The sequence below is a fragment of the Streptomyces sp. NPDC034085 genome, assembly GCF_055575555.1.
In genome coordinates this window covers 79,127-102,485 of the sequence record NZ_JBVISL010000004.1, presented here as the reverse complement: position 1 = coordinate 102,485, position 23,359 = coordinate 79,127, and the positions used below count along the sequence as shown (strand labels likewise).

Here is a 23,359-nt window from a genome sequence, read left to right as displayed (position 1 = left end):
GGGGCGGGCTTGGGGACGGGCTTGCGGATCAGCTGCTGGCGCATGCTGCCTCCTCGCTCAGACCAGGGCCGGGCGACGGGGTTCCACCGTCCGGCCTTCGGGGAGCAGTTCCCCGGTGTCGTCGAAGATGACCACCCCGTTGCAGAGCAGGCTCCAGCCCTGTTCGGGATGGGAGGCCACGACGCGGGCGGCCTCGTGGTCGGCGCTGTCGGCGGGCGGGCAGGGGGGCTGGTGGGAGCACATGGCGCACCTCCTCGCAGTGTGGGGCGGGAGGGCCGGTGGTCACCCGGTCGAATCCGCGATCCACGGTGGCGGCGAGTATTGCCGATCGCCACCCCCGGCGGAACCCGTATTCGGGGTCCGGTTCAGGGTGTGTATGCCCGCTTACCATGCGCTCATGCCCGTGATCCGGATCATTCGCCGTACGTCCCTCCCGCCGGCCGAGGCCTGGAGGCGGCTGACGGACTGGGAACGCCAGGGCGAGGAGGTGCCGCTGACCCGAACGGTGATCGACGCGCAGCCGCCGTCGGGCGTCGGGACGCGCTTCACCGCGCGCACCGGAGTGGGCAGGATCACGTTCGACGACCCGATGGAGGTCGTCCGCTGGGAGCCGCCGCGGCTGGTCCGGCTGGAGAAGCGCGGCCGGACCGTCACGGGCTGGGCGGAGATCGAGCTCCGCCCGGTCCCCGGCGGGGGGACGGAGGTCCACTGGCGCGAGGCCCTCCGCGTGCGCTTCCTCCCCCGCGCCCTGGACCCCCTGGTGGCCCGGGCGGGCCGCCTCCTGTTCACCCGGGTCCTCGCCCGCCTGCTGCACCCCTGAGGGCCCGCGCCAGGATGCCGTGATCACAGCCCCGGTGATCACCACGCGTCCGAGGAGGCCCCACGGGCACACCGCCCCCGCAGTACGGCGCCGGCCCCCGGCAGTGCCGGAACTGCGGCGCACCGCAGGCGCAGTACCGGGTCGGCAAGCGGCCGGCCGCCGGGGAGCCCTGCGCCCCGGGCGACTTCCTCTCCGCCCCGGGGTACGGCGGCGACGGCTGGACCCTGAACTGCCTGACCCCGCTGCGCTGACCGCCCGCGACAGGGCCGGGGGACGGCCGCACCCGCGGGCCCTCCGCACGGCGCTAGCGGATCGGCATGCCGGAGAGGGTGCGCGCGATCACCAGGCGCTGGATCTCGCTCGTCCCCTCGAAGATCGTGTAGATCGCGCTGTCGCGGTGCATGCGCTCCACCGGGTACTCCCGGGTGAAGCCGTTGCCGCCGAGGATCTGGACCGCCTGGGCGGTGACCTTCTTCGCCACCTCGCTCGCGAACAGCTTCGACATGGAGCCCTCCGCCGAGGTGAACGGCTTGCCCGCGACCGCCATCCAGGACGCCCGCCACACCAGCAGCCGGGCCGCGTCGATCTGGGTGCGCATGTCCGCGAGCTGGAAGGCCACGCCCTGGTTGTCGATGATCGGGCGCCCGAACTGGGTCCGGGTCTTCGCGTAGTCCAGGGCGACCTCGTACGCCGCGCGCGCCGTGCCGACGGCCATCGCCCCGACGGCCGGCCGGGAGGCCTCGAAGGTGGCCATGGCGGCGTTCTTCACCCGCTCGCCGCCGCCCGCCGCCGCCCGCTCACGGGCCCGCGCGAGGCGCTCGTCCAGCTTGTCCTTGCCGCCGAGCAGGCAGGACCCGGGCACGCGTACGTCCTCCAGGACCACCTCGGCCGTGTGCGAGGCGCGGATGCCGTGCTTCTTGAACTTCTGTCCCTGGGTGAGCCCGGGGGTGCCCGGGGGCACGATGAAGGAGGCGTGCCCCTTGGTGCCGAGCTCCGGGTCGACGACGGCGACGACGATGTGGACGTTGGCGATGCCGCCGTTGGTGGCCCAGGTCTTGGTGCCGTTGAGCACCCACTCGTCCTTGGCCTGGTCGTAGACGGCCCGGGTGCGCATCGCGCCGACGTCCGACCCGGCGTCCGGCTCGGAGGAGCAGAAGGCGGCGACCTTGACGTCGTCGGGGGTCCCGTACATCTGCGGGATCCAGGTGCCGATCTGCTCCTCGGTGCCGTTGGCGACGACGCCGATGGCCGCGAGGCCGGTGCCGACGATGGACAGCGCGATGCCCGCGTCGCCCCAGAACAGCTCCTCCATCGCCATGGGGATGCCGAGGCCGGTCGGGTCGAAGAACTGCTGAGCGTAGAAGTCCAGGGAGTAGATGCCGACCTTGGCCGCCTCCTGGATGACGGGCCACGGAGTCTCTTCCCGCTCGTCCCATTCGGCGGCCGCGGGCCGGATCACGTCGGCGGCGAAGCCGTGGATCCAGTCGCGGACCTGCTTCTGGTCGTCGTTGAGCTCCATGGTGAACTCCGCCATGTCCCCTCCAGCTGTTCTCACACGGTTACCGTTACTGCCGGTAACCCTCACCGTGGCCACAGTCTGTTACCGGCTGGTAAGCACTGTCAAGCGCAGCCGGATTCGGTGACGGGGCCGTGCGGGGTGTTACGTTGCGTGGGCGTCACGCACCATCGCAAGGGCGGGGAGAGAAACACGTCATGGAGACCAGTCAGCAGGCCGGCGAGCCGGGAGCGGGAGAACGCCGCCGGCGCGAACTGCTCGAGGCGGCGGACCGCGTCGTACTCAGGGACGGCCCCAAGGCCTCCATGAACGCCATCGCGGCCGAAGCGGGCATCACCAAGCCGATCCTCTACCGGCACTTCGGCGACAAGGCGGGCCTCTACCAGGCGCTCGCCGTCCGGCACACCGACGCCCTGCTCGACTCGCTGCGGGCCGCGCTCGACGCCCCGGCCGAACGCCGACGGCGGGTCGAGTCCACCCTGGACACCTACCTCGCCGCCATCGAGGCCCGCCCGCAGGTCTACCGGTTCCTGATGCACCCCGCCGAGGACTCGCAGAGCAGCGAGCGCGGCTTCGACGTCGGCCTGCACTCCGCGCCCCTGCTGCGCCGGCTCGGGGAGGAGCTGGCCGAGGTGGTCGGAGAGCGCGTGGACCTCGGCCCCGACGGGGCACAGCTCGCCCGTATCTGGGGCCACGGCATCGTCGGCATGATGCACGCCGCCGGCGACTGGTGGCTCGGCGAACGCCCCTGCGGCCGGGCGGCGCTGGTGGCCGGCCTCACCGACCTGCTCTGGGGCCGCCTGGCCACCGCCGGCAACCGGGCGGACGGCCCCGGCTTCTGAACGGTTACGCGGGCGCGCCGCCCCACGGGGCCTTGCGGATGGCCCGGCGCAGCCGGCGGGCGCGCAGCCCGGTCACCCGGTCCGCGTAGACCGTGCCGTCGAGGTGGTCGCACTCGTGCTGGAGGCACCGGGCGAAGAACCCGGTGCCCTCGATCCGCACCGGGGCCCCGTCGGAGGTGACCCCCTCCACGACCGCCCGGTCGAAGCGGACGGTGCCCGCCTCCAGGCCGGGCAGCGACAGACAGCCCTCGGGGCCGCGGAACGCGTCCCCGTCGGCTTCCACCAGCCGGGGGTTGACGACGTGTCCCACATGGCGGACGTCCTCGTCGTCGGGGCAGTCGTAGACGAAGACCCGCTGCCCGGTCCCGATCTGGTTCGCGGCGAGGCCGACGCCCTGGGCGGCGTACATCGTGGCGAACATGTCCTCGATGAGCCGGTCGAGTTCGGGGCCGAAGCCGGTGACCTCCGCACAGGGCGAGTGGAGCACCGGGTCACCCAGGAGACTCATGGGACGAACGGAACCGGTGGTACCGGGGAGGGGGCGCTGTCGCATGGCCGTAAGGGTACGACGGGCGAATATATGAGGAGATCCGCGGCTGACCGGGGGCGCCGCGGTCAAGGCCCCGGCCGGTACTGGATAGGCTGGGGCGACCGACGCTAGGAGGACAAGGGACGATGGCAGGCAACACGGAGCCGCTTTCGCCGCGGGCCAAGCTGGCCGTGACGGCGGGCAAGGCCGCGGCGGCGGTGTCGCGGGCCGCGGGACGCGGAAGCGGATCGGTGATCGGAGGCAAGGTCGCACTCAGGCTGGACCCCGATCTTCTCGGCGCGCTGGCGCAGCATCTCGATGTCGTCCTCGTCTCCGCGACGAACGGCAAGACCACGACGACCCGGCTGATCGCGGAGGCCCTGCGGGCCAGCGGTCCGGTCGTCTCGAACGCACTGGGCGCGAACATGCCCGCGGGCATCACCTCGGCCCTGGCCGGCGGCTCGGACGCCAGGTACGGCGTCATCGAGGTGGACGAGAAGTACCTGGCCGGGGTGGCCCGGGACGTCACCCCCAAGGTGATCGCCCTGCTGAACCTCTCCCGCGACCAGCTGGACCGCGCGGCCGAGACCCGCATGCTCGCCGAGAAGTGGCGCGAGGGTCTCCAGGGCTCCAAGGCGGTCGTCGTCGCCAACTGCGACGACCCCCTGATCGTCTGGTCGGCATCCTCGTCGCAGAACGTCGTGTGGGTCGCCGCCGGCCAGGAGTGGAAGGACGACGCCTGGTCGTGCCCCTCCTGCGGTGGCGTCATGCAGCGCCCCGGCGACGACTGGTTCTGCGGTGAGTGCGGCTTCCGCCGCCCGACCCCGAGCTGGGTGCTCTCCGGCGACCACGTTCTGGACCCGCACGGCAGCGCCTGGCCGATCCACCTCCAGCTGCCCGGCCGCGCGAACAAGGCCAACGCCGCCACCTCGGCCGCCGTGGCCGCCGTCTTCGGCGTGCCGCCGCAGGTCGCGCTGGAGCGCATGTACCAGGTGCAGGCCGTCGCCGGCCGTTACGACGTGGTCAGCTTCATGGGCCGCGAGCTGCGCCTGCTGCTCGCGAAGAACCCCGCGGGCTGGCTCGAGACGTTCTCGCTGATCGACGGGCCCCCGGCGCCGGTGATCCTCTCGGTGAACGCCCGCGGCGCCGACGGCACCGACACCTCCTGGCTGTGGGACGTGGACTATCCGCGCCTGGCCGGGCACCCGATCTTCGTGATCGGCGACCGCAAGCTGGACCTCGCGGTCCGCCTGGAGGTCGCGGGCCTGGACTTCCGGGTCTGCGAGAGCATCGACGAGGCCGTCCAGCTGGCGCCCCCCGGGCAGATCGAGCTGATCGCCAACTACACCGCCTTCCAGGACGTGCGCCGCCGCGTCGGCAACTAGTACCCAGACCTTCGAAGGACAAGAGCATGAGCGACAACAGCCTGCGTCTGGTGTGGGTCTACCCCGACCTGCTCAGCACGTACGGAGACCAGGGCAACGCCCTCGTCGTGGAGCGCCGGGCGCGCCAGCGCGGCCTGGACGTGCAGCGCGTGGACGTGCGCAGCGACCAGCCCATCCCCACCTCGGGCGACATCTACCTGATCGGCGGCGGCGAGGACCGGCCCCAGCGGCTGGCCGCCGATCGGCTGCTGCGCGACGGCGGCCTGGAGCGCGCCGTCTCGAACGGTGCGATCGTCTTCTCCGTCTGCGCCGGGTACCAGATCCTGGGCAAGGAGTTCGTCAACGACCAGGGCCAGCGCCAGGAGGGCCTCGGCCTGCTGGACGTGGTGACAGTGCGCGGCGAGGGCGAGCGGTGCGTCGGCGACGTGCTGGCCGACATCGACCCGCGCCTGAACCTGCCCCCGCTGACGGGCTTCGAGAACCACCAGGGAGTCACGCACCTCGGCCCGACGGCCAAGCCGTTCGCCCGCACCCGGCTCGGCCGCGGCAACGGCAGCGGCGACGGCACCGAGGGCGCGTACAACGACACCGTCTTCGGGACGTACATGCACGGCCCCGTGATGGCCCGCAACCCGCTCATCGCGGACCTGCTGCTGAAGCTGGCCCTCGACGTGAACGCGCTGCCGGCCATAGACGACCGCTGGTACGAGGCGCTGCGCGCGGAGCGCATCGCGGCGGCCACGCAGCCCGCGTAGGGGCTTCGCCGCCCCCGCCGCACGGCATCCGGCCCGGATTCCCCTCGGGGAGTCCGGGCCGACGTGCGTTCGTACGATCTTCCGCTTGTTGCGACCATCCTGTGGAGGATGGTTCAGTCCACCGGGAATCCGCTTGTAGGGTGACGGGTAGTTCCAACCGGACGACGTGGTCCGGTCGTCGGCCCACGTTGCAAAGGTTCTTCCTGCCATGCGCATTGGTGTGCTCACTTCCGGCGGCGACTGCCCCGGCCTCAATGCCGTCATCCGCTCCGTCGTGCACCGCGCCGTCGTCGACCACGGCGACGAGGTCATCGGCTTCCACGACGGCTGGCGCGGCCTCCTGGAGTGCGACTACCGCAAGCTCGACCTGGACTCCGTCGCCGGCATCCTGGCCCGGGGCGGCACCATCCTCGGCTCCTCCCGGGTCCAGCCCGCGCACCTGCGCGACGGCGTGGAGCGGGCGCGCGGGCACGTCGCGGACCTCGGCCTGGACGCCATCATCCCGATCGGCGGCGAAGGCACCCTGAAGGCCGCCAACCTGCTCGCGCAGGGCGGTCTGCCCATCGTCGGCGTGCCGAAGACCATCGACAACGACATCGCCTCCACCGACGTCACCTTCGGCTTCGACACGGCCGTGGGCGTCGCCACCGACGCCCTGGACCGCCTGAAGACCACCGCCGAGTCGCACCAGCGCGTGATGGTCGTGGAGGTCATGGGCCGCCACACCGGCTGGATCGCCCTGCACTCGGGCATGGCGGCCGGCGCCCACGCCATCGTCGTCCCGGAGCGCCCCTTCGACATCGCGGAGCTCACCGAGATCGTCGGCGAGCGGTTCTCGGCGGGCAAGCGCTTCGCGATCGTCGTCGTCGCCGAGGGCGCCAAGCCCCGGCCCGGCACGATGGAGTACGAGGCGGGCGGCACCGACCAGTACGGCCACGAGCGCTTCGCCGGCATCGGCAACATCCTGGCCGTCGAACTGGAGCGGCGCCTGGGCAAGGAGGCCCGTCCCGTCATCCTGGGCCACGTCCAGCGCGGCGGCACGCCCACCGCGTACGACCGGGTCCTGGCCACCCGCTTCGGCTGGCACGCGGTAGAGGCGGCGCACCGCGGTGAGTTCGGCATGCTGACGGCGCTGCGCGGCACGGACATCGTGATGGTCCCCCTCGCCGAGGCCACCTCGACCCTGAAGACGGTCCCCACGGCCCGCTACGACGAGGCCCAGACCGTTCTGTGATGTTTCCCCCCTTCTGAGACCGCCCCCGGACGCGATCGCGTCCGGGGGCGGCACTACTGTGGTGGGGCGCCACAGTCAAGGGAGTGAAGAGATGGATCACAGCGGTCACGGCATGGACATGAACATGGACCTGCCGCCGTTCACTCTCGGGCGCGGGCTGGAGTTCTCCTTCGACGCCTTCTTCCTGTTCGGCTCCCTGATCGGGCTCGCCCTCTACGGGTGGGGCGTGCTGCGGCTGCGGGGCCGCGGGGACTCCTGGCCGCTCGGCCGCACCGTCGCCTTCGTCGCCGGCGTGCTGACGGTGGTCCTGGTGATGTGCACCAAGCTGAACGACTACGGCATGGTCATGTTCAGCGTGCACATGGTCCAGCACATGGTGATCAGCATGGTCACCCCCATCCTGCTGCTGCTCGGCGCGCCGGTGACACTGGCCCTGCGGGCGCTGCCGCCCGCGGCCCGGGGCACCAAGGGGCCGCGCGAGCTGCTCCTGATGCTGCTGCACAGCCGGTACATGCGGATCGTCACGCACCCGGCCTTCACCATCCCGATGTTCATCGCGAGCCTCTACGCGCTGTACTTCACCCCGATCTTCGACTCCCTGATGGGGAGCAGGGCCGGGCACATCGGCATGATGGTCCACTTCCTCGCCGTCGGCCTGATCTTCTTCTGGCCGATCATGGGCGTGGACCCGGGCCCGCACCGCCCCGGCTACGTGATGCGCATGCTGGAGCTGTTCGCGGGCATGCCCTTCCACGCCTTCTTCGGCATCGCCCTGATGATGGCGAGCGAGCCGATGATCAAGACGTACGCGAACCCGCCGGCCTCCCTGGAGATCGACCCGCTGCTCGACCAGCAGTGGGGCGGCGGCATCGCCTGGGCGTTCAGCGAGATCCCCTCGGTGCTGGTGCTGATCGCCCTGATCTACCAGTGGTACCACTCGGAGCAGCGGATCGCGAAGCGCTCGGACCGGGCCGCCGACCGGGACGGCGACAAGGAGCTGGCGGCCTACAACGCGTATCTCGCCTCGCTGCAAGGGCGCGGCCAGTAGCGCGGGAGCCGCATCAGGCGCCACCATGGGGCATGACCGGATCCGTTAAGGCGATGGCCGTGACGACCTTCGCCGCCCTGGTGGCCGTCTCCACGTACTCGGTGGCGATCGGCAGCAACGGCTGGCTGTGGTTCGGCTGGGTGGTGCTGGGCCTGCTGACCGTCGGGCTGGCCGCTTCGCGCAGCTCCTGACCCTCCCTGCCCCCGCCTGACTGTCCGTAGGATGGCCGTGACATAGGGGCATCGACGGGAGCGGCCTGGTGTTCTACCACTTGCTCAAGCACGTACTGCTCGGTCCGCTGCTGCGGCTGCTGTTCCGGCCGCGGATCGAGGGGCTGGAGAACATCCCCGCGGACGGGGCCGCGATCGTAGCGGGCAACCACCTGTCCTTCTCGGACCACTTCCTGATGCCCGCGATCCTCACGCGCCGGATCACCTTCCTCGCCAAGGCCGAGTACTTCACCGGCCCCGGCCTCAAGGGCCGGCTGACCGCGGCCTTCTTCCGCAGCGCCGGGCAGATCCCGGTCGACCGCTCCGGCAAGGAGGCCGGGCAGGCGGCGCTGCGCGAGGGCCTCGGCGTCCTGGCCAGGGGCGAGCTGCTCGGCATCTACCCCGAGGGCACGCGCTCCCACGACGGGCGGCTCTACAAGGGCAAGGTCGGGGTCGCCGCGATGGCGCTGGGCGCGGGGGTGCCGGTGGTGCCCTGCGCGATGCTCGGAACCTTCGAGATCCAGCCGCCCGGGCAGAAGCTCCCCAAGATCCGAAGGGTGACGATCCGCTTCGGGGCTCCGCTGGACTTCTCGCGGTACGCGGGGATGGAGGGCGAGCGGGCGGTGCTGCGCGCCGTCACCGACGAGATCATGTACGCGATCCTGGGCCTGTCCGGCCAGGAGTACGTCGACCGGTACGCGGGCGAGGTCAAGGCCGAGGAGGAGGAGAAGCGGAAGAAGGCCCGGCGCCTGACGCGCTGAGCCTCCTTCCGCCCGTGTCACGGGGTCGTGTCGTTGCCTCCGGGTCCTAGCGGACGGCCGGGAGCTCCTCGTGCTGCGGCAGCGCGGCGGCCGGAGCATCGGCGGCGAGGGACTTCGCCGCGGCCGGGGCGGGCGGCACCGGCGTGGCGTGCGGGGCGCACTTCACGTCCTGGGCGTCGACCTTGCCGGTGAGCAGGTAGGCGTCCACCCGCGTGTTGATGCAGGGGTTCACCAGGCTGGTCACGCCGTGCGAGCCGGCGTTCTGCTCGGTGATCAGGCGCGAGCCCGCCAGGCGGCGGTGCAGCTCGACGGCGCCCGCGTACGGGGTGGCCGCGTCACGCTCGGACTGGACGATCAGGACCGGGGCGATCCCGCGCTTGGCGCCGACCTCGATCGGGGTGCTCTGCTTGGACTTCCAGGTAGCGCAGGGGAGGTTCATCCACGCGTTCGACCAGGTCAGGAACGGGTACTTCTTGTGCAGCTCGGTGTTGTCCCGGTCCCACTTGGCCCAGCTGGTGGGCCACTTGGCGTCGGCGCACTCGACCGCGGTGTAGACGGCGTTGCCGTTCTCGGACGCCGCGTTGCCCTTGGTGTCGGACATGTCCGGGGCGATGGCCTCGATCAGCGGCTTCTCGTCACCGGCGGCCCAGGCGCTGAACGCCTGCGCGACCGGGACCCACGAGGAGTCGTAGTACGGGGCGCCCTGGAAGAAGCCGATCAGCTCGGCCGGGCCGACGACCCCGCCGAGCGGGTTGGCCTTGGCCTTGGCGCGCAGCTCCTGGTACTTGGCCTCGACCTCGGCGCGGGTGTCGCCGAGGTGGAAGACCGCGTCGTTCTTGGCGACCCAGTCCTGCCAGTCGTTCCAGCGCATCTGGAAGGCGACGTCCTGCTCCAGGTTGGCCTGGTACCAGATGTTGTCCTGCGCCGGGTTGACGACGCTGTCGACGATCATGCGGCGCACGTGGGTCGGGAAGAGGGTCGCGTAGACCCCGCCCAGGTAGGTACCGTACGAGACGCCGAGGTAGTTCAGCTTCTGCTCGCCGAGGGCGGCCCGGATGACGTCCAGGTCGCGCGCGGTGTTCGGCGTGGTCATGTGCGGCAGCATCTCGCCGCTGCGCTCCTTGCAACCGTCCGCGTACTCGGCGGCGAGCTTGCGCTGGGCGCGCTTGTCGGCCTCGTTGGAGGGGACCGGGTCGGCCTTGGGGGCCTTGACGAACTCCTGCGGGTCGATGCAGGAGATGGGCGCGGAGTGGCCGACGCCGCGGGGGTCGAAGCCCACGAAGTCGTACGCCTTGGAGGTGTTGACCCACAGCGGGCTCTTGGTGGTGACCCGGCGCGGGAAGCGCATGCCGGAACCGCCCGGTCCGCCCGGGTTGTAGACGAGGGCGCCCTGGCGCTCCTCCTTGGTGCCCGTGCTGACGGCGCGGTCGACGGCGAGCTCGATGGTCTTGCCGAAGGGCTTGGAGTAGTCGAGCGGGACCTTCACCCAGCCGCACTGGATCGGCTTCTCGAAGCCCCAGTCGGCAGGACAGTCCTTCCAGTCGATGCCCGCGCGGGCGGCGCGGGCGGCGGCGATCTGGACGCCGACCGCCTCGGCGCCGCCGTTGTCCCGGCCGGCCGGAGCCGCCGAGGCCGACGGCGCGAGCAGCAGGCCTGCCGCCAGTGCGCCGGTGATGAGAGTGGCGGCGCTCCCCAGCGTCGCATTGCGTATCACGTGGTTGATCCCCCTGGTCATGTGCCGCCCGGAGCGGCGGGATTGGGCCAGGGGGATCCTTTCGTCTGACCGGTACCGGGCAACAGAGCACGGTCGACTTCTTTGCCAACCCGATAACCGGAAAGGTGTGTACCGCTGAGCGGTGTCCCATTGCCCCGTATCTGTCCCCCCGTCACCAGCCGTAGGTGCGCGACGCCTCGTCGAGCAGCTCGCGCAGCCGCAGCGCGTCCGGGGCGAGGGCGGTCACGAGGACGGCCGGGCCGGCCAGCGGGGTGGCCGCCGCGAACTCCCCCAGTACGGCTGCCCGGGGCGGGTCGGCCCCGAAGCGCGGGTCGACGACCAGGAGCTGGCCCAGGGCGCGGTGTCCGGCGGTTCCGGCCGGGCCGTCCCAGCCGCCGGGTGCGCCGGGGCCGCAGGTCAGCTCCTGGTCCAGCAGGGGCCGTCCGCCCCGCGTGACCGTGAGGCGGCTGCGCAGCAGGCCGGGGGCTTCCGCGGTGCGTCCCAGGACCTGTTCCTCGCGCAGCAGCAGGCGCGCGGTGGGGGCCAGTTCGGCGCGGGTGGTGGCGCGCAGGTCGCTGCCGCGCACCGAGACGAGCGGCTCGGGCAGCCAGCGCACCGCCGACTCGGCGGCCAGCGTCAGCCGTACGTCGTACCGCGCGGCCTCACCGGTGCGGCCCGGCAGGGCCAGGGTGGCGGCCGCCGCGCGCAGGGCGAGGCGGGCGCCCGGCCCCGCCTCGGCCTCCACCGTGAGGTGGTCGCCGCCGAGGGGGGCGCTCATGGCGCCGACCAGCATCACTCCCGCCTCGGCGCCCTCGCCCCGGGTGCGGCGCAGGGCGAGCGGCCCCTCCCCGGCCAGCAGGGGCAGGGCGGTGCCGCCGCGCCCGTCGGCGACGGCGCGGATGCGGGCGGTGGCGCGCAGGGCGGCCGGGTGCAGGGCGGCCGGGGGCGGGGCGGCGGGGGGCCGGGCCGCGGGGGGCGCGCTGGTCACCGTACGGCCCAGGCGGCGATCCGCTCGCGCACCCAGTCGGCCACCGGGGCCACGCCCTCGCCGCCCCGCAGCGACTGGAACGCCACGGGCAGTCCGCCGCGCTGCGCGGCGGCGTCACGGGCCATCCGCTCCAGGTCGGAGCCCACGTACGGCGCGAGGTCGGTCTTGTTGACGACGAGGAGGTCGGAGGTGGTGACTCCCGGTCCGCCCTTGCGGGGGATGTCATCGCCGCCGGCCACGTCGATGACGAAGATCTGGGCGTCGACCAGGCCCCGGGAGAAGGTGGCGGTCAGGTTGTCGCCGCCGGATTCGACGAGGATCAGGTCGAGGGGGGCACTGCCCAGGAAGGCCTCCTCCAGCTCCTCGACGGCCTCCAGGTTGGCGGAGATGTCGTCGCGGATCGCGGTGTGCGGGCAGGCCCCGGTCTCCACCGCGCTGATCCGCTCGGGCGGCAGGACGGCCTCGCGCAGCAGGAACTCGGCGTCCTCGCGGGTGTAGATGTCGTTGGTGACGACCGCCATGGACAGTTCGGAGCGCAGGGTCCGGCACAGCGCGGCGACGGTGGCGGTCTTGCCGGAGCCGACGGGTCCGCCGAGGCCGACGCGCAGGGCGCGGCGGGTCCCGTCGGCGCGCAGCGGGGCGGCGCCGTGGGTGTGGCGGTGGGGATAGGTCACGTCGTGGTCGAGGTGCACGGCAGGTCTCCTAGAAGGGGGGTGGGGGCGCTCAGGACGCGAAGAGGCGTACCGCCCAGTCGGCATGCGCCTGCGCCGCGATGTCCAGCAGCGGTGAGGAGGCCGCCGGCAGGACGTCCGGGCCCTCGGTACGGGCGAGCAGGGCGGCCTCCGCCGCGCGCGCGGCGACGGCGTCGAGCTCGGGCGCGAGGCCGGCCAGGACGGCGCTCGCCTCGAACGGGTCCAGGCCCAGCAGCCGCACCGTCGCCGTGGCCGGCCCGCTCACGCTTTCGTACGCCGCCACGTGCGCGGCGTCCAGCGCGCCGAGCCCGGCGGCCCGGGCGGTGACGCCGAGCACCACGGGCTGGTGCGCCCCGCGCGGGAAGGCGGAGGCCAGCGCGTCCAGTTCGGCGGCGGGCCAGGTGGCCCGGGCGGCGCGCAGCAGCTGCCGGCCGAGCCGCCGCGCGGCGGTGCGCAGCGCGGGCGAGGGGGTGCGGGCGTCGGCGGCGGCGTCGAGCAGCGCCGGGTCGAGGCCGAGGGCGGCGGCCGCGGCGAGTCCGGCGGCGGTGAGGCCCGCGGTGTGCAGCCGGCCCCGGCAGAACTGCGCGAGGGTGGCGGCGTCGTGGATGCGGCCGGCCTTGCAGGCGGCTTCCGCCCCGCCGGAGTGGGCGTGCCCTCCGGCGGGGAAGCGGCCGTCCGCGAGCACGAGCAGCGCGGCGAGGCTCATCGTTCGGGGCCCTTCGGGCGGCGGGGCCCCATCAGAAGAGGAAGTATCTCTGTGCCATGGGCAGTTCGGCGGCGGGTGCCGGCTCCACCGCCTCGCCGTCGATGGTGACGGTGAAGGTGTCGGGATCGACCTCCACCCTCGGCATGGCGTCGTTGTTGCGCATGTCCGACTTGCCCAGCTTGCGGGTGGTCTCGATGGCCGTGAACTGCTTGCCGAGGCCGAGCCGTTCGGGAAGGTGGTCGTCGAGGGCGGCCTGGACGGTGAAGTTGACCGAGTTGAGCGCGGGCGCGCGGCCGATGGCCCCGTACATGGGCCGGGGCAGGACCGGCTGCGGGGTGGGGATGGAGGCGTTGGCGTCGCCCATCTGCGCGTACGCGATCTGGCCGCCCTTGATGACCAGCTCGGGCTTGACCCCGAAGAAGGCGGGGGTCCACAGCACCAGGTCGGCGAGCTTGCCCACCTCGACGGAGCCGATCTCCCTGGCGAGGCCCTGGGCCACGGCGGGGTTGATCGTGTACTTGGCGACGTAGCGGCGGGCGCGGTGGTTGTCGGCGGGGCCGTCCCCGGGCAGGAACCCGCGCCGCCCCTTCATCACGTGGGCGGTCTGCCAGGTGCGCAGCACGACCTCGCCGACGCGGCCCATGGCCTGGGAGTCGGAGGAGATGATGGAGATCGCTCCGAGGTCGTGCAGGACGTCCTCGGCCGCGATGGTGGAGGGCCGGATCCGGGACTCGGCGAAGGCGAGGTCCTCGGGGACGGCCGGGTTGAGGTGGTGGCAGACCATCAGCATGTCGAGGTGCTCCTCGACGGTGTTGACGGTGTGCGGCCGGGTGGGGTTGGTGGAGCTGGGCAGGACGTTGGGCTCGCTGACCACGGTGATGATGTCGGGAGCGTGGCCGCCGCCCGCGCCCTCGGTGTGGTACGAGTGGATGGTCCGCCCGGCGATGGCGGCGAGCGTGTCGGCGACGAAGCCGGCCTCGTTGAGGGTGTCGGTGTGGATGGCGACCTGGGCGCCGGTCTCGTCGGCGACGCCCAGGCAGGCGTCGATGACGGCGGGGGTCGCACCCCAGTCCTCGTGGATCTTCAGTCCGAGGGCTCCGCCGCGCAGCTGGGAGCGCATGCCCTCGCGGGACATGGTGTTGCCCTTGCCGAGCAGGCCGATGTTGACGGGGTAGGCCTCCAGCGCGGCGAACATGCGGGCCAGGTGCCAGGGTCCGGGGGTGACGGTGGTGGCCTTGGACCCCTCGGCGGGGCCGGTGCCGCCGCCGACGAGCGTCGTGATGCCGGAGGTGAGCGCCTCCTCGACGACGGTCGGGGAGATGAAGTGCACGTGGGCGTCGATGGCGCCGGCGGTGACGATCTTGCCGTTGCCCGCGATGATCTCGGTTTCGGGGCCGATGACGAGGCGGGGGTCGACCCCGTCCATGGTGTCGGGGTTGCCGGCCTTGCCGATGCCGCAGATGCGGCCGTCGGTGATGCCGACGTCGGCCTTGACGATGCCCCAGTGGTCGAGGATGACCACACCGGTGATCACGGTGTCAGGGGCGCCTTCGGCTCGGGTGGTGCGGGCCTGTCCCATGGACTCGCGGATGACCTTGCCGCCGCCGAAGACGGCCTCGTCTCCGGAGTTCCCCGGTCCTCCGCTGAGGTCCTGCTCGATCTCGACGAAGAGGGCGGTGTCGGCGAGCCGGATCCGGTCGCCGGTGGTCGGCCCGAAGAGGTCGGCGTAGGCCGGGCGCGGGAGTTCAGCCATCGAGCGGCCCTCCGGTCTCGCCGCGCAGTCCCGGTACGGTGCGCAGGCCGCCGAGCGGTACGAGCTCCACGGCGACCGGGATGCCCGGTTCGAAGCGGACGGCGGTGCCGGCGGCGATGTTCAGGCGCAGGCCGTGCGCGGCGGCCCGGTCGAAGTCGAGGCCGGGGTTGGCCTCGGCGAAGTGGTAGTGGGAGCCGACCTGGACGGGCCGGTCGGCGGCGTTGAGGACGGTGAGGCGGGTGACGGGGCGGCCCTCGTTGAGGCGCACCGGTCCGTCCCCGTAGGCGATCTCGCCGGGGATCATCGGCTGTTCTCCCTCAGACGATCGGGTCGTGGACGGTGACGAGCTTGGTGCCGTCGGGGAAGGTCGCCTCGACCTGGACGTCGTGGATCATCTCGGGGATCCCCTCCATGACCTCGGCGCGGGTGAGCACGGTGCGGCCGGACGCCATCAGCTCGGCCACCGTCCGCCCGTCCCGGGCCCCTTCGAGGAGGTGCGAGGTGATCAGGGCGACGGCCTCCGGGTGGTTGAGGAGGACCCCGCGCGCCCTGCGCTTCTCGGCCACGTCGGCGGCCACGTGGATCAGGAGTCTCTCTTGTTCGTGGGGTGTCAGTTGCACCTGCATCACCAAGCTTCCGGGACATGGTCTTCATCGCGCCGGGGGCGACCGTACCGGCCGTCAACACTTTGTTGACCTGCGCTTATCCGTGCCAAGCGTGTCTTGCCCAATCCAGGGCGAGGCTTTCCGTCCCGATCACCGCGGCTTTACCGGAACGTGGGTGATCATTGGCGGAAGACGGAGGACCATACCGTAGGGCCCGTAGTTTTCCGCCGCGTTAACCCGTGTTTCCGGAGGGCACCCGGTGCGAAGCCGCCCCGGTCCCGGCGGGGCGTGATGTATACGGCCGGGCCGGAAGGCCCCGCAGTGCGTCAGCAGCCCCTGAGGGTGCGCGCGGAGGCGTCGGCGGACCAGGGCAGGGTGATCCAGACGGTCTTCCCGCCGTCCTCGGTGGGGCTGACCGAGAGCCGGCCGCCCGCCTCGGCCGCGAGCCAGCGGATGATGACCATCCCGCGGCCGTTGTCCTGCTGGACGGCGGCGGGCAGCCGCTTGGGCCAGCGCGGGTGGCTGTCGGTCACCCCGACGCGCAGCCACTCCTCGCGTTCGAGGCGGACGTCGACGGTGAAGGTGGGTGACTGGCCGAAGGTGTGCTGCACCGAGTTGGTGGCGAGTTCCGAGACGATCAGCCGTACGGTGTCGGCGGTGCCCGCGTCCTGCGGCAGTCCCCAGTCGTCCAGGACCTGCGCCACGTAGCGGCGGGCGGCGGCGACCGATACCGGTTCGCTCGGCAGAGTGACGGATGCTTCCAGCTGATCTGCCATGGCGACGTCCCTTTCCCACCGGGGCGCAGCCGCCCCGGATCTACGCTGAGCGCCAGAGTGCCACTCATCGTGCCGCCGTTTCCGCCGTTCCCCCATGATCTGCATATATCTGTCGCTCGATGCGGTGAACTCTGCTACGGAAGAGCGTATGTGGACGGCAGACTGGTGCGAGGTGTGCCGGTGGAAGGAGAGCGGGTATGCAGCACGGCCCCGCGGTACGTCGGCGCAAACTCGGCGAGGAGCTGCGCGCGCTGCGCGACCGCTCCGGGCTCACCAGCGGTGAGGTGGCCCGCATCGTCGGCTGGCACCAGTCGAAGGTCAGCCGCATCGAGACGGGCCGAAGTGGCGTGAAGGCGGCAGACATCCGGCTGCTGCTGGACGCCTACGGGGAGGTGGTGAGCGCCCAGCAGCGCGCGCTGCTCGAAGCCCTCGGGGCGTCGGCGGCCGGCCCGGCGGCGAACGGGGACGCGGCGCGCGGGCGGCAGTGGTGGCACGACTACCGGGGCCTGCTCCCGCAGGAGTACCGGGACTTCATCAGCCTGGAGGCCGGAGCCCGGTCCGCGCGGACCGTCGAGCTCTCCGTGGTGCCGGGCCTGCTCCAGACCCCCGGCTACGCGCGGGCCGTGACCCGCGCCGCGCTGGGCGGGCTGCCGGAGCCGAAGGTGGACGCGCTGGTCGACGTACGGCTGGCCCGGCAGGCGGTGCTGCGGGCCGATCCGCCGCTGGAGCTCGCCGCCGTACTGGACGAGGCGGTGCTGCGCCGGCAGATCGGCGGACCGGGGGTGATGGCGGAGCAGCTCAGGCATCTGGTGGAGGTGGCGCGGCTGCCCCAAGTGCGGTTGCAGGTCCTGCCGTTCACCGTGGGGGGCCATCTCGGCCTGACCGGACCGTTCGTCATTTTCTCATTTCCGAACATCGCCGATCTGGATGTGGTGGTACTCGACCATTTGACGAGTAGCCTCTATCTGGAGCGGAAGGAAGACCTGGACGCGTACAGCGCCGCGTTCCGCACCATCCAGGCGCACGCCCTCCCGCCCCGTGACTCGTCGGATCTGATCAGCTCACTCGCTGACGACGCGTAAGGAGGCACCCCCGTGTCCGCAACCCCCTTATCCACCAGCGGACTTCTGAACAGCGCGCGGTGGCGGCGGAGCAGTCGCAGCACCGGAATGAACAACTGCGTGGAAGCGGCCGCCCTGGCCGGCGGTCTGCTGGCCGTCCGCGACTCCAAGCGGACGGACGGCCCGGCGGTGCTCTTCACCGGGCCGGCCTGGGACGGCTTCCTCGCCTCCGTACGGGCGGACGTGCACGGATGACGTGACGCCCCGGTCGCGGCTTCGGGATCGGGCCCCGGCACGATCCGAAGAGACGGCCTAGCGGTCCGCGGCTCCGGCCGGAGCGGTTGCGAGGACTGTGCTGACGGCCCGGCTGATCTCGTCCCCCGTGAGATCGGCCCGCGCGGTCAGCCGCAGCCGGGAGATGCCGTCCGGCACCGACGGCGGACGGAAGCACCCCACGGACAGACCTGCCTCGCGGCAGTCGGCGGCCCAGCGCAGTGCCGCCGAAGCCGACGGGGCCCGTACCGACACCACGGCCGCGTCCGGCCGGGCCGCGGTCAGGCCGGACGCGGTGAGCCGCCCGTACAGCTCGGCGGCCACCTCCCGGACCCGGTCCGCCCGCTCCGGCTCCCGGCGCAGCAGGCGCAGGCTCGCCAGCGCCGCCCCGGCGGCCGCCGGGGCCAGCCCGGTGTCGAAGATGAAGGCGCGGGCGGTGTTGACCAGGTGCCGGATCACCTTGGCCGGCCCGAGCACCGCGCCGCCCTGACTGCCCAGCGACTTCGAGAGGGTCATCGTGGCGACCACCCCGGGCGCGCCCGCGAGCCCGGCCGCGTACAGCGCACCGCGGCCCCCCTCGCCCAGCACCCCCAGCCCGTGCGCGTCGTCCACGACCAGGGCCGCGCCCTCGGCCCGGCAGGCGGCGTGGTAGGCGGCGAGCGGAGCGGCGTCCCCGTCGACGGAGAACACCGAGTCGCTCACCAGCAGGGCACGGCCCGCGTGCGCGGCCAGCGTCTTGCGGACCGGCTCCGGTTCCCCGTGCGGGGTCACCGCCACCTCGGCCCGTGAGAGCCGGCAGCCGTCCACGATCGAGGCGTGGTTCCCGGCGTCCGAGACGACGAGGGTGCCCCGGCCGCTGAGCGCGGTCACCGCGGCCAGGTTCGCCGCGTATCCGGACGAAAGCACCAGTGCCGCCTCGAAACCGGCAAAGTCGGCCAACTCCCGCTCCAGCTCGGCGTGCAGCTCGGTCGTTCCGGTGACCAGGCGCGACCCGGTCGCTCCGGCACCCCACCGCTCGGCCGCCTCACAGGCCCCGCGCACCGTCTCCGGGTGCCGGGACAGGCCCAGGTAGTCGTTGCTCGCCAGGTCCAGCAGGGGCGAGGAGGCCGACCTCGGCCGCAGGGTGCGGACCAGTCCCGCCCGCTCGCGGTCGCGCTCCGCGCCGTCGATCCAGGCGAAGACGTCCTCGGGCTGCGGGGTGTGCTGGGTCATCGGCGGTCCTCGCGTCGCGTCTCACGATGTGTCTCGCGTTTTGTCGGCAGTCGACAGATCTGCTCGACCCTATCCGCCGTGACCCGAGGGACTGGTGTGGCGATCCACACACTCCCTTCCGGCCATGTTGTCCGTTCTCTCCTTGGCCGGGAGTGGTCGCGTGGGACAGGATCGGGCGCATGGACCTGCTGAACACCCTGGTGGAAAAGGGACTGCGGCGCGAGCTGCCGACCCGCGAAGAGGCGCTCGCCGTGCTGGCGACCTCCGACGACGAACTGCTCGACGTGGTGGCCGCGGCCGGCAAGGTGCGCCGCCAGTGGTTCGGGCGCCGCGTCAAGCTGAACTACCTGGTCAACCTGAAGTCGGGGCTCTGCCCCGAGGACTGCTCGTACTGCTCCCAGCGCCTGGGATCGAAGGCCGAGATCCTCAAGTACACCTGGCTGAAGCCGGACGAGGCCTCCCAGGCCGCCGCGGCCGGCGTCGCCGGCGGCGCCAAGCGCGTCTGTCTCGTGGCGAGCGGGCGCGGTCCGACCGACCGCGACGTGGCCCGCGTCGGCGAGACGATCGCGGCCATCAAGGAGCAGAACGAGGGCGTCGAGGTCTGCGCCTGTCTGGGCCTGCTCTCCGACGGCCAGGCCGAGAAGCTCCGCGAGGCGGGTGCGGATGCCTACAACCACAACCTCAACACCTCCGAGGCCACCTACGGGGGCATCACCAAGACCCACACGTACGCCGACCGCGTCGACACCGTGCAGAAGGCGCACGCGGCGGGCCTGTCCGCCTGCTCCGGTCTGATCGCCGGCATGGGCGAGAGCGACGAGGACCTGGTCGACGTGGTCTACGCGCTGCGCGAGCTGGACTCGGACTCGGTGCCGGTCAACTTCCTGATCCCCTTCGAGGGCACCCCGCTGGCCAAGGAGTGGAACCTCACCCCGCAGCGCTGCCTGCGGATCCTCGCGATGGTCCGCTTCGTCTGCCCCGACGTCGAGGTGCGGATCGCCGGCGGCCGCGAGGTGCACCTGCGCTCGATGCAGCCGCTGGCCCTGCACGTGGCCAACTCCATCTTCCTCGGCGACTACCTCACCAGTGAGGGCCAGGCAGGCCAGGCCGACCTCGACATGATCGCGGACGCCGGCTTCGAGGTGGAGGGCGCCGGTACGACCACCCTTCCCGCGCACCGCGCCGACGTGGCGGCCGCCGCCCCCGCGGGCGGCCCGTGCGGCTCGGCGGCGGGCTCCGGCTGCGGACCGGCGGCGGACGCCGAGGCCGCCGGCTGCGGCTCGGCCTGCGGCGGCTGCTCCGGCCACGCCGAGGAGGTCCCGGCGGCCGCTCCCGCCCAGGCGGAGGCCGGCGAGGTGCGTCCGGAGCTGGTGGCGGTGCGCCGGCGCGGCGCGGGGACGGACATCGCCCCCAATGCCTGACCGGTTCCCCCTGCACGACCCGCTCGCCCCCTCGTCGGACACGGCCGAGCTGCTCGCACTGGACCGGCAGCACGTCTGGCACCCGTACGGCCCGATGCCCGGACGGCAGGAGGCCCTGGTGGTCTCCTCCGCCTCCGGGGTCCGGCTGCGGCTCGCCTCCCCCGCGCAGGGGCGGGACGAGCTGGTCGACGGCATGTCCTCCTGGTGGTCGGCGATCCACGGCTACAACCACCCGGTGCTGAACGAGGCCGCGACGGCGCAGCTGGGCCGGATGTCCCACGTGATGTTCGGCGGGCTCACCCACGAGCCCGCCGTCCGGCTGGCCGCCCGGCTGGTGGAGATCACCCCCGAGGGGCTGGAGCACGTCTTCCTCTGCGACTCGGGATCGGTCGCCGTCGAAGTCGCCGTCAAGATGTGCCTGCAGTACTGGCGTTCCCTGGGCCGCACCGGCAAGACCCGGCTGCTGACCTGGCGCGGCGGCTACCACGGCGACACCTGGCAGCCGATGGCCGTGTGCGACCCGGACGGCGGCATGCACGAGCTGTGGCAGGGCCACCTGCCCCGGCAGGTCTTCGCCGACGCCCCGCCCGGGGACTTCGACACCCCCGTGGACCCGGCGTACGCGGAGCACCTGCGCTCCCTGGTCGCCGCGCACGCCGACGAGCTGGCCGCGGTGATCGTGGAGCCGGTCGTGCAGGGCGCGGGCGGCATGCGCTTCCACCACCCGGGCTACCTGCGGGTGCTGCGGGAGCTGTGCGACGAGTACGGGGTGCTGCTGGTCCTGGACGAGATCGCGACGGGCTTCGGCCGTACGGGCGCGCTCTTCGCCGCCGGCCACGCGGGGATCACCCCGGACGTGATGTGCCTGGGCAAGTCCCTGACCGGCGGCTACCTCACCCTGGCGGCGACCCTGTGCACCGAGCGGGTCGCCGACGGGATCTCCCGGGGCGAGGTGCCGGTGCTCGCCCACGGGCCGACCTTCATGGGCAACCCTCTCGCCACGGCCGTCGCCCTGGCCTCCGTCGACCTGCTGCTCGGCCAGGACTGGGCCGGCGAGGTCAAGAGGATCGAGGCGGGCCTGCGCGAGGGGCTCGCCGAGGCCTCCGCCGTACCCGGGGTCAAGGACGTACGCGTGCTGGGCGCGATCGGCGTGATCCAGCTCGACCACCCGGTCGACGTGTGGGCGGCGACCCGGGCGGCGGTCAGGGAGGGCGTCTGGCTGCGTCCGTTCCGCGACCTGATCTACACCATGCCCCCGTTCGTCACCGGCGACGCCGACGTCGCCCGGATCTGCCGCGCGGCCGTCGCAGCGGCGCAGGAAGGCTGAGATGTCCGTCATCGTGGTGTCCGGTACCGGCACGGAGATCGGCAAGACGGTGGTCACCGCCGCGATCGCGTCGGCCGCCCTGGCCGCCGGCCGCTCGGTGGCCGTGCTCAAGCCGGCCCAGACCGGGGTCGGCCCGGACGAGCCCGGGGACGCCGCCGAGGTCGTACGCCTCGCCGGCCCGGCCGTCACCGCGCGGGAACTGGCCCGCTACCCCGAGCCCCTGGCCCCGGACACCGCGGCGCGGCGCGCGGGCCTGCGGACGCTGGCCCCGGCCGAGATCGCGGAGGCGGCCGCACGGCTGGCCGCCGAGCACGACCTGGTACTGGTGGAGGGCGCGGGCGGACTGCTCGTACGGTTCGACGAGGACGGCCACACCCTCGCGGACGCGGCGCGGCTGATGGCGGCTCCGGTGCTGGTGGTGGCGCCCTCGGGGCTCGGCACGCTCAACACCGCGGACCTCACGGCGGAGGCCCTCGAAGCCCGGGCGGTCCGCGCGCTCGGGGTGGTCGTCGGCAGCTGGCCCGCGGCACCCGATCTGGCCTCCCGGTGCAACCTCGCCGACCTGCCGAAGTCCGGGCTGCCGCTGCTGGGGGCCGTGCCGGAGGGGGCCGGCGGGCTGGAGCCGGCCGCCTTCCGGGCGGCGGCGCCGGGGTGGCTGGGGGCGCCGCTGGGCGGCACCTGGTCGGCGGAGTCCTTCCTCGCCGAGTGGCCGGCCTGACGCGAAGCCGACGGGGGCGGGCGAGGCGGAAACGGACGGGCTCGGGCTCGGGCTGAGCGGCGGGGCTGAGGAACCGGACCGCATGGCCTGGGCTGAGCGGCCGGACTCAGCGGCCGAACCGCAAGGCCTCAGCTGAGCGGCAGGCTCAGTGGCAGGACCGCAGGCCCTGGGCTGAGAAGCCGGCTCAGCGGCCGGACCACAGGGCCTCGGCTGGGGAGCCGGCTCAGCGGCCGAACCACAGGGCCTCGGCTGAGGGGCCGGCTCAGCGGCCGAACCGCAGGGCCTCGGGTGAGGGGCCGGGCTCAGTGGCCCCCCGTCGGCTCCTTGCAGCCGCCCTCCAGGTAGACGCCGTGCGTCTCGACGCGGGCGGGGGTGCCGGCCCGGCCCGAGACGCAGGGGCCGCCGCCCGGGACCGGCAGCGCGAAGCCCGGTCCGCCCGCGCCGCTCCCCTCGAACACGTCACCGCCGCCGACGGGGTAGCCCAGGCCGCGCAGCAGCGCCGTCAGTTCGGCGGCGCCCGTCACGGGCGTGGCGGCCAGCGCCGCCCGGATCCGGGCGGCGTGGGCCTCCCCCCGGCAGCGCGCCGCGGGGCTCAGCTCCGTCTGCTGCCGGTACGCGTGGTTCTCGGCGTACTTGCGCGACTCCGGGTCCTGCGGGGCCGCCCCGGTCCCGGCGGAGGCGGGGGCGGAGGCGGAGACGGCCGGGGCGGTGGCTCCGGCGCAGCGGGCGGCCACCTCCGCGAAGAAGGCGGCATGGGGACCGGCGGTGGAGGCCTCCGCCCGGGGGGTCGCACCCGGGGGCGCGGCCGGGGCGGTTCCGGGGGGCGGTTCCGTGGCCGGATCCGGGGCCGATCCGCAGCCGGCCAGCAGGAACGCGGCGGTGGCGAGCAGCACGGCGGCCGGGCGCCGGACGGTGGCCGTACGGGATGTCAAGGTCGCACTCTCCTCGGTCGCCCCGCGCCAAGTGCGGTGGCAGAAGTGCCGATTATCGCCTCCGCCGCTAGAGCACGGCCGG

At 73.0% G+C, this 23,359-nt stretch carries 26 protein-coding genes; 13 read left to right on the top strand and 13 right to left on the bottom strand.

From position 1 onward, the window contains the following. Window positions 1-57 precede the first annotated feature (57 nt). Window positions 58-243 (bottom strand): DUF5999 family protein, encoded by a 186-nt coding sequence (locus ACZ501_RS15340; protein ID WP_125815414.1) that lies wholly within the window; start codon window positions 241-243, stop codon window positions 58-60. A 154-nt stretch (window positions 244-397) separates the two neighbouring features. On the opposite strand from ACZ501_RS15340, the gene ACZ501_RS15335 reads away from it, so the two are divergent. Continuing rightward, window positions 398-820 carry an SRPBCC family protein gene (locus ACZ501_RS15335; RefSeq protein WP_362456152.1) on the top strand — a complete coding sequence of 141 codons (423 nt, stop codon included), beginning with the start codon at window positions 398-400 and terminating at the stop codon, window positions 818-820. 304 nt (window positions 821-1,124) lie between these two features. On the opposite strand, the gene ACZ501_RS15330 is transcribed toward ACZ501_RS15335, so the two are convergent. Continuing rightward, the gene (locus ACZ501_RS15330; protein ID WP_361610722.1) at window positions 1,125-2,354 is read right to left on the bottom strand and encodes an acyl-CoA dehydrogenase family protein; all 1,230 of its coding nucleotides are present in this window, start codon (window positions 2,352-2,354) and stop codon (window positions 1,125-1,127) included. Between the two features lie 179 nt (window positions 2,355-2,533). Between ACZ501_RS15330 and ACZ501_RS15325 the strand changes: the two genes are divergently transcribed. Beyond that, complete coding sequence (locus ACZ501_RS15325; RefSeq protein WP_362456153.1) at window positions 2,534-3,178, top strand: TetR/AcrR family transcriptional regulator; 645 nt, start codon at window positions 2,534-2,536, stop codon at window positions 3,176-3,178. A 4-nt stretch (window positions 3,179-3,182) separates the two neighbouring features. On the opposite strand, the gene def is transcribed toward ACZ501_RS15325, so the two are convergent. Next, window positions 3,183-3,731: a peptide deformylase gene (gene def, locus ACZ501_RS15320; RefSeq protein WP_362456154.1), complete on the bottom strand. Its 549-nt coding sequence runs from the start codon at window positions 3,729-3,731 to the stop codon at window positions 3,183-3,185. Window positions 3,732-3,853: 122 nt separating this feature from the next. On the opposite strand from def, the gene ACZ501_RS15315 reads away from it, so the two are divergent. From ACZ501_RS15315 to ACZ501_RS15290, 6 genes are all read left to right on the top strand, one after another. Further along, window positions 3,854-5,092, top strand: a complete 1,239-nt coding sequence (locus tag ACZ501_RS15315; RefSeq protein WP_361609849.1) for a Mur ligase family protein — start codon at window positions 3,854-3,856, stop codon at window positions 5,090-5,092. A gap of 26 nt (window positions 5,093-5,118) precedes the next feature. After that, entirely contained in the window at window positions 5,119-5,847 is a 729-nt protein-coding gene (locus ACZ501_RS15310; RefSeq protein ID WP_361609850.1) for a type 1 glutamine amidotransferase, read from the top strand. Window positions 5,848-6,055: 208 nt separating this feature from the next. Then, the gene (locus ACZ501_RS15305; protein ID WP_361609851.1) at window positions 6,056-7,081 is read left to right on the top strand and encodes a 6-phosphofructokinase; all 1,026 of its coding nucleotides are present in this window, start codon (window positions 6,056-6,058) and stop codon (window positions 7,079-7,081) included. A 91-nt stretch (window positions 7,082-7,172) separates the two neighbouring features. Next, entirely contained in the window at window positions 7,173-8,129 is a 957-nt protein-coding gene (locus ACZ501_RS15300) for a cytochrome c oxidase assembly protein (RefSeq protein WP_361609852.1), read from the top strand. A gap of 32 nt (window positions 8,130-8,161) precedes the next feature. Next, window positions 8,162-8,320 (top strand): hypothetical protein, encoded by a 159-nt coding sequence (locus tag ACZ501_RS15295; RefSeq protein ID WP_361609853.1) that lies wholly within the window; start codon window positions 8,162-8,164, stop codon window positions 8,318-8,320. A 68-nt stretch (window positions 8,321-8,388) separates the two neighbouring features. Next, window positions 8,389-9,099: a lysophospholipid acyltransferase family protein gene (locus ACZ501_RS15290; RefSeq protein ID WP_468795660.1), complete on the top strand. Its 711-nt coding sequence runs from the start codon at window positions 8,389-8,391 to the stop codon at window positions 9,097-9,099. 46 nt (window positions 9,100-9,145) lie between these two features. Here ACZ501_RS15290 and ACZ501_RS15285 read toward each other — a convergent pair whose 3' ends face one another. From ACZ501_RS15285 to ACZ501_RS15250, 8 genes are all read right to left on the bottom strand, one after another. Further along, on the bottom strand, window positions 9,146-10,813 hold the full coding sequence (locus ACZ501_RS15285; RefSeq protein ID WP_361609855.1) for an alpha/beta hydrolase: 1,668 nt from the start codon (window positions 10,811-10,813) through the stop codon (window positions 9,146-9,148). 172 nt (window positions 10,814-10,985) lie between these two features. Then, window positions 10,986-11,747 carry an urease accessory protein UreD gene (locus ACZ501_RS15280; RefSeq protein ID WP_468796595.1) on the bottom strand — a complete coding sequence of 254 codons (762 nt, stop codon included), beginning with the start codon at window positions 11,745-11,747 and terminating at the stop codon, window positions 10,986-10,988. Between the two features lie 50 nt (window positions 11,748-11,797). After that, window positions 11,798-12,493, bottom strand: coding sequence for an urease accessory protein UreG (gene ureG / locus ACZ501_RS15275; RefSeq protein WP_361611888.1), 696 nt, complete (start codon window positions 12,491-12,493; stop codon window positions 11,798-11,800). Window positions 12,494-12,524: 31 nt separating this feature from the next. Further along, a complete protein-coding gene (locus tag ACZ501_RS15270) occupies window positions 12,525-13,199 on the bottom strand; it encodes an urease accessory protein UreF (protein WP_468795657.1) in 675 nt (224 codons plus the stop codon). A gap of 31 nt (window positions 13,200-13,230) precedes the next feature. Continuing rightward, complete coding sequence (locus ACZ501_RS15265) at window positions 13,231-14,952, bottom strand: urease subunit alpha (protein WP_468795654.1); 1,722 nt, start codon at window positions 14,950-14,952, stop codon at window positions 13,231-13,233. Then, window positions 14,945-15,256 carry an urease subunit beta gene (locus tag ACZ501_RS15260; RefSeq protein ID WP_351293897.1) on the bottom strand — a complete coding sequence of 104 codons (312 nt, stop codon included), beginning with the start codon at window positions 15,254-15,256 and terminating at the stop codon, window positions 14,945-14,947. Before ACZ501_RS15260 ends, ACZ501_RS15265 begins: the two co-directional genes overlap by 8 nt. 13 nt (window positions 15,257-15,269) lie before the next feature. Continuing rightward, entirely contained in the window at window positions 15,270-15,572 is a 303-nt protein-coding gene (locus tag ACZ501_RS15255; RefSeq protein WP_361610790.1) for an urease subunit gamma, read from the bottom strand. A gap of 311 nt (window positions 15,573-15,883) precedes the next feature. Further along, window positions 15,884-16,333: an ATP-binding protein gene (locus ACZ501_RS15250; protein WP_468795651.1), complete on the bottom strand. Its 450-nt coding sequence runs from the start codon at window positions 16,331-16,333 to the stop codon at window positions 15,884-15,886. A 197-nt stretch (window positions 16,334-16,530) separates the two neighbouring features. Between ACZ501_RS15250 and ACZ501_RS15245 the strand changes: the two genes are divergently transcribed. Both ACZ501_RS15245 and ACZ501_RS15240 read left to right on the top strand, forming a co-directional pair. Beyond that, window positions 16,531-17,415 carry a helix-turn-helix domain-containing protein gene (locus tag ACZ501_RS15245; protein WP_468795648.1) on the top strand — a complete coding sequence of 295 codons (885 nt, stop codon included), beginning with the start codon at window positions 16,531-16,533 and terminating at the stop codon, window positions 17,413-17,415. A gap of 12 nt (window positions 17,416-17,427) precedes the next feature. After that, entirely contained in the window at window positions 17,428-17,649 is a 222-nt protein-coding gene (locus ACZ501_RS15240) for a DUF397 domain-containing protein (protein ID WP_361610794.1), read from the top strand. A 57-nt stretch (window positions 17,650-17,706) separates the two neighbouring features. On the opposite strand, the gene ACZ501_RS15235 is transcribed toward ACZ501_RS15240, so the two are convergent. Then, window positions 17,707-18,879: an 8-amino-7-oxononanoate synthase gene (locus tag ACZ501_RS15235; protein WP_468795645.1), complete on the bottom strand. Its 1,173-nt coding sequence runs from the start codon at window positions 18,877-18,879 to the stop codon at window positions 17,707-17,709. Between the two features lie 179 nt (window positions 18,880-19,058). Between ACZ501_RS15235 and bioB the strand changes: the two genes are divergently transcribed. Genes bioB through bioD form a run of 3 tightly spaced genes read left to right on the top strand, consistent with a single transcriptional unit; the run spans window position 19,059 to window position 22,345 of the window. Continuing rightward, on the top strand, window positions 19,059-20,300 hold the full coding sequence (gene bioB, locus ACZ501_RS15230) for a biotin synthase BioB (protein ID WP_468795642.1): 1,242 nt from the start codon (window positions 19,059-19,061) through the stop codon (window positions 20,298-20,300). Then, window positions 20,293-21,627 (top strand): adenosylmethionine--8-amino-7-oxononanoate transaminase, encoded by a 1,335-nt coding sequence (locus tag ACZ501_RS15225; protein ID WP_361606312.1) that lies wholly within the window; start codon window positions 20,293-20,295, stop codon window positions 21,625-21,627. The genes bioB and ACZ501_RS15225 overlap by 8 nt, the downstream gene beginning before the upstream one ends. 1 nt (window position 21,628) lies before the next feature. Further along, window positions 21,629-22,345, top strand: a complete 717-nt coding sequence (bioD, locus tag ACZ501_RS15220) for a dethiobiotin synthase (RefSeq protein ID WP_362456178.1) — start codon at window positions 21,629-21,631, stop codon at window positions 22,343-22,345. Between the two features lie 302 nt (window positions 22,346-22,647). On the opposite strand, the gene ACZ501_RS15215 is transcribed toward bioD, so the two are convergent. Continuing rightward, window positions 22,648-23,277: a hypothetical protein gene (locus tag ACZ501_RS15215; RefSeq protein ID WP_468795639.1), complete on the bottom strand. Its 630-nt coding sequence runs from the start codon at window positions 23,275-23,277 to the stop codon at window positions 22,648-22,650. Between the last annotated feature and the right edge of the window lie 82 nt (window positions 23,278-23,359).